Raw genomic sequence first — 5,098 nt, 5'->3', positions numbered from 1 at the left:
GAACTCCAAATGATAAATTTACTATTCAACACCGTTTGACATAGTTCCACAAAAAGTGCCCCCGAAAAGGGAGCACTTTTTTGATATATTCAAGATTACGCGTTGCGCTTGCGGAAACCAGCAAGACCAAACAGTGCGCCCATTGCAGCAACTGCACCAACGGCGGTAGCAGCGGTGTTGACGCTGTTACCAGTCTGGGTGAGGGACTTGTTAGAGTTCTTATTGGTAGACTTCGTTGCATCAGACTTAAGGTTCTTGGTTGCGCCAGTAGCGGCTGGAGAAGCAAGTTTCTTAGCCCCAACCTTGGCTGGTGTCTTAGTAGCGGGTTCTGGGGTTGTTGGCTTTGCGGGAGTCTTCGTGCTGAGCTTCTTAACAAGAGCAGCAGCAGCATCAGCAGCCTTCTGCGCAGAATCAGCTTCTGCATTGGCCTTATCAGATGCTGCCTTTGCAGAGTCGTAATCAGCCTGTGCGTCACTAAGAGTTTGCTTTGCCTTTTCAAGAGCCTGCCCAGAAAGACGACTAGACACCTCATAACGGAAGATGTCGCCAGAAAGTTGCTTCATCTTGTCCTGTGCATCCTTAACTGCCTTCTCAGCAGCTGCCGCTTTTGCCTGAGCAGCCTTTGCAGCTTCAACAAGAGTATCTGCTTTATCCTGTGCACTCTTTACGTCTTCAGCATCAAATGTAGTCTTAGCAACAGCCTTCTTTGCGGCATCAATTGCCTTATCGATGCTTGGTGTAGCAGCCTCAAGTTGGTGTTCAGCTTCAGTAGTTGCCTTCTGAGCAGCTTCGTATGCCGTTTTTGCTTCGCCTGCAGCAAAGCCAGCGTCAATTACTGCTTGCTTTGCCTTGGTAACCAATTGCGAGTCCTTGCTGACGTTGCCAGAGTCAACAGCTTTCTGAAGCGCCTGAGCTGCACTAGCAGCCTTCGTCACTGCATCATTAGCGTTATCGTATGCAGTCTTTGCTTCATCTTCAGCCTTCTGTGCTGCAGAAACCTTATTGGTGAGGGTGGTCTTCGCTGACTGGGCGGTTTTACCAGTTTCTACCAACTTGTCAGTTGCTGCTTGTTCCGCTTTGAGATCATTTGCGGCAAATGCTGCACTAGCTACAGCAGATTTAGCCTCCTTGGTTTTTGCATCGGCGTCATTGTTGTACTCGTCAAGGTGGCGAGAAACCGTCGTTGCCAGCATTTAGTTCTGGTCGTAGTGATCAGCATAGTCTTTCTGTGCTGCGGCATAGTTGTCAGCCTGTGTCTTTGCCTGACCAGCAACCGTAGATTCAGCAGTTGAAGCATCTGTCAAAGCAGACTTAGCGGCAGCTGTAGTCGCATTTGCCTTTGAAGCAGAAGATGCTGCCGACTTAGCAGCAGCAGTCTTTGATGCAGCATCGGTCTTGGCCGCAGCGAGGGCGGACTGAGCGGATTCAGTAGCGGCGGAAACGGTGTTAGAAGCAGAGGAAGCGATAGCAGGTGCTACGGTCAGGGTAGCGGCAGCAGCAGCGGCGATAGCGAACTTCTTGGTAGTAAATTTCTTCATAATAATATCTCTCCTAGTCGTAGTACCCGCAAAAGTCAGAGAAGACGCGGGGCCGGGAATGCTAACGAGTGGGCGTAACCGAGCGGGAGCAAGCGCGAACCGGGCAAGGTAACAAGATCAGATCCAACGGGGAGGAAGAGAGGAAGCTACGCAGCGGGGCAAGCGGGAGCAAGCGGAGGGTTGCAACCAGGGGCAAGCAAGGGGGGCGAGGCGAATGGCAAGTGCATCTTGCCAGAACACAAGCGCAACGAGCCGGAAAAAAAGCGAACCTCGAATTGCAGGCGGGTATCTACTTGATAGAATAAACCTCACCGCCCCGAACGTCAATGAAGCCAAGGGCTCATCCAGCCCCGTGTCACCCACTTTTTCCGCCCGCAACAGACCAATTGTTACAGAAAAGTTTTACATGAAAAGCACTGCGTTTTCGCATGAATTAAGGTAACGCCCGTCACGTTCACATTACGCCAAGGTTCACGTCTTTGTCGCTTTCATGAATCTTTACAAACCCACCGGTGAATTATGTGAAAATGGGTCGATTTAGGCACAACTTGGTAACATAAATGTAATGTGATTTTGTGCATTTTTGGTGCAATTTTTCAATTTTCGTGAATTCGTCTTACCTGTAATGACACGCCCGCAATGGAGTCATACGGGCATTTGTCAACCAGATTTTACTTTTAATACCAACCACTTTGCTCAGTTTTGCATTTTTGCAATTTTCCCTTGACGCCGCCAATATTTCCGCAACATGAATTATCTTTCTAATAAAAGCAGGCTAATATGAGAGAATTATTTGAATATTTTCGGCCTTTTGCGCTGATTTCATGCACATCTGTGTCCTGCTGACCACCAACTGACCCCAGGCTTTGAAATAACGAAATATTTATATTTTCAGCAAGCGTTCGTCTTAGATTTGTTCCTACCTCTCCATTTCTCTATCCATCCCCGTTCCGCACCAAACGCGCCGCACTCGCGCTCACTGTTCACGATTGACTCGTTGTGCAACTACCAGCATCCCCGTGTACCGAACGTTCCCGCCTATTTGTGGCCAATCATTCCATAACCCCAAGCCACCGCTAATTTTGTGATACGCGCACTCTTATCCAGCGTCAGAATCGACCATTTTTACTTTATGCAGCCTGTCGACGTGCCTGCATACTTTGTTTCTTTCTAATCTAAGAATAAGACCTACCCATTAGTTAACCTGCCTAACAACCGTCCAACTGGTTAACCGCCTCAGTTTTAATCCCCCACAGTCCGCGTAGAATTAATGGTGGGTTAGTGGTCAGTGCCGTTGAACACGTCGCACATACCGAAAGGATGGTCAATATGCAATACAATCACTTCATCACCGTTGCCGGTGACCACACGCCATTCGCCTATGATCTGGTCACCGATGCCACCATCGACAACCGCCCGTTCCTGCAGCTAATCCAGCAGACACTCACTTCTTGCTTGCCTGCAGTCCCCGTCAGTCAATACACCTTCACCATCGATAGCCCCACCCTCGCTGGCGTCGTGAACTACAACCCGCACTTCCGCCAGTTGGCATTCACTGATACCTGGGCAGACTTCCTCGCCCGAGTCGCCGCCTGGCAGCAGCTGCCTCCATTCGTTTGCCCAGACACACCGTTAGAGGCCCAGGTTCTCCGCAGCGAACTAACTGCTGGCACCCTGCCGTCCGCAGTTCCTGCAGTAAGCTCTGGCATCAGCCTGTGTGTTCAACATGACGGCTCTGCCGCCTACACTGGTGCGTAGCAGCAGTCATTCTCAACTAATGTGACCAACATTCCCGATTCTTGAGACAATTTGCCCAATTTTAGCCCTTTCGCTCACTTTTTTCGGTGTTTTTAGCCTAACCTGCGCAATCTATTTAATAGGAGAACTACTACCTATTCAACGCAAAGGAATGAGGTTAATGTCACTATAATTCGAAATTGCACTAATTGAATCGGTCATTGCACAGCTACACCAGATGTACATGAATTTTAACGCCGCAATCGACAATGATTCGCAGATTACCACCTTCAACACACGGAAAGTGTCAGTTAAGAAGATGCTAGATAATCCAGAACAGAAGGATACACTGTTCAAATATCAAGCAGTCATGCAAAGGTCAGTTAGGTTTGCCTACCAGGTTGAATCTTTAGTCAGCTCTACAAACGCAGAAGTGCGTTCAAGAATCAAATTAGCCGAATCACTTCAAGCTAAACTGGATTGGTATGCAACCCGCCCATCAGACTACCCGATTGTAAAAGCGATTAACGATATCTTCGGAACTCGAATAATCATTAGTGGTGTTCGGCAATATGAGCACCAGTTATTGGACTATTTCATCAAAACAGACAATAATAGCATCAAGAGAGGTTACATTCGCGACCGAGGTGGATATCACGCCCTCCACTTATATATGCAAGACATCAATCAACATTTACCCTGGGAGATTCAAATCTGGGACAGCGTAGATTGGAAGACCAATGTACTGGCGCATAAACAACATGAATTAATTAAGAGGGGACGGTCATTATAATGGAATATCGGCACTTCATTTTTCTAGGTGGTGGCAATGAGCTATTCGCATACGATTTTGTTACACCACTCACCATTGATGTAACCACAACACTAGGGAAAATAATCGAATCTTTCCGCGCACTAAATGAAGCCGGTGTTAGCAGTCAGCGCTTCAATCTAACCAGCCCGACACTGTCTGCCGTCATCGCCTACGACCCCTACTTCGAGCAATTCGAGTTCGTCCCCACCTGGGCCGAGTTCCTCCAGCGCGTCGCCGACTGGAACCACATCACTTTGCCTCAGGATTCGCCGGCGATTCAGGCCGCGATTGAGCTGCTGGACAAGGATGATAGCCATGTGGATAGTGAGAAGGGTGCGGCGGAAGCATAGACACTAGTTTTACATGAGCAACTGGGTAAATGATCATGTAAAAAAACCGCAGTATCTCTACTGCGGAAACTTCACTGTATTACATCTCTAATCTAGCACAATCAGAAAATTACTTTAGTATTAGCTTGCCAATATTCTTGTCAGTCGGACTATCCAGCTTGATATTGGTATTCGATGTTCCCAAGCGTTTAAATGTCTCCTTTGGCGTAATCATCACAAACTTTGCATCTCCAAGGCCGTAGTAATGATTTTTGTAGATTTCTTGTGATATCTGTCCGGAGCCATCATAATCTAACCACGTGCCGTAACTACGTACTGTGTGGTCTGGACTAATCTCAAAGCTTGTAACTGCTCCTCCAGCTGACACATCTCTTACTGGGATATTCAACTTTTTTCCGAGATCCTGAAGCTGATAATACGTATCATCCTTGCCCCACGAGGTTGCGAAACCTAACTGCAGTCTTTCTTTCTGAGTATTGTTACCCGTACTATCCGGTGCGACATAAGCAAGAATCTTATGAGCTTTTGGAGCGGTGTATCCTGCCGCCACACTCTGCTTCAACCAATCAACATATACCTTAGTGTATTCGGGGTCAGTTTTTGCATGGTAAATTTCAAGTACAAGTTAGCCACTTCTGAAAATAACATCTAAATCAATG

The 5,098-nt window shown here is 47.6% G+C and carries 6 protein-coding genes; 3 read left to right on the top strand and 3 right to left on the bottom strand.

The window, feature by feature from the left end; genetic code table 11:
• Window positions 1-95 precede the first annotated feature (95 nt).
• A complete protein-coding gene (locus FC18_RS06680; RefSeq protein WP_054680662.1) occupies window positions 96-1,193 on the bottom strand; it encodes an LPXTG cell wall anchor domain-containing protein in 1,098 nt (365 codons plus the stop codon).
• Entirely contained in the window at window positions 1,194-1,538 is a 345-nt protein-coding gene (locus FC18_RS06675; RefSeq protein WP_054680660.1) for a hypothetical protein, read from the bottom strand.
• 1,329 nt (window positions 1,539-2,867) lie between these two features.
• On the opposite strand from FC18_RS06675, the gene FC18_RS06665 reads away from it, so the two are divergent.
• From FC18_RS06665 to FC18_RS06655, 3 genes are all read left to right on the top strand, one after another.
• Entirely contained in the window at window positions 2,868-3,296 is a 429-nt protein-coding gene (locus tag FC18_RS06665; RefSeq protein WP_056975812.1) for a hypothetical protein, read from the top strand.
• Between the two features lie 223 nt (window positions 3,297-3,519).
• Entirely contained in the window at window positions 3,520-4,068 is a 549-nt protein-coding gene (locus tag FC18_RS06660) for a nucleotidyltransferase family protein (RefSeq protein ID WP_162207947.1), read from the top strand.
• On the top strand, window positions 4,068-4,439 hold the full coding sequence (locus FC18_RS06655; protein WP_054680648.1) for a hypothetical protein: 372 nt from the start codon (window positions 4,068-4,070) through the stop codon (window positions 4,437-4,439). Before FC18_RS06660 ends, FC18_RS06655 begins: the two co-directional genes overlap by 1 nt.
• A 109-nt stretch (window positions 4,440-4,548) precedes the next feature.
• On the opposite strand, the gene FC18_RS06650 is transcribed toward FC18_RS06655, so the two are convergent.
• Window positions 4,549-4,989 (bottom strand): hypothetical protein, encoded by a 441-nt coding sequence (locus FC18_RS06650; RefSeq protein ID WP_156660879.1) that lies wholly within the window; start codon window positions 4,987-4,989, stop codon window positions 4,549-4,551.
• Between the last annotated feature and the right edge of the window lie 109 nt (window positions 4,990-5,098).

The sequence above is a fragment of the Lacticaseibacillus sharpeae JCM 1186 = DSM 20505 genome (genome assembly GCF_001436225.1).
Lineage (GTDB): Bacteria > Bacillota > Bacilli > Lactobacillales > Lactobacillaceae > Lacticaseibacillus > Lacticaseibacillus sharpeae.
Note: the sequence above shows the minus strand (reverse complement) of the source record. Positions and strands in the feature narration are given on the sequence as shown.

Excerpts from the sequence above, each read along its gene's own strand:
- FC18_RS06680 (WP_054680662.1), bottom strand. The coding sequence starts at position 1,193 with ATGCTGGCAACGACGGTTTCTCGCCACCTTGACGAGTACAACAATGAC.
- FC18_RS06675 (WP_054680660.1), bottom strand. The coding sequence starts at position 1,538 with ATGAAGAAATTTACTACCAAGAAGTTCGCTATCGCCGCTGCTGCTGCC.
- FC18_RS06665 (WP_056975812.1), top strand. The coding sequence starts at position 2,868 with ATGCAATACAATCACTTCATCACCGTTGCCGGTGACCACACGCCATTC.
- FC18_RS06660 (WP_162207947.1), top strand. The coding sequence starts at position 3,520 with ATGAATTTTAACGCCGCAATCGACAATGATTCGCAGATTACCACCTTC.
- FC18_RS06655 (WP_054680648.1), top strand. The coding sequence starts at position 4,068 with ATGGAATATCGGCACTTCATTTTTCTAGGTGGTGGCAATGAGCTATTC.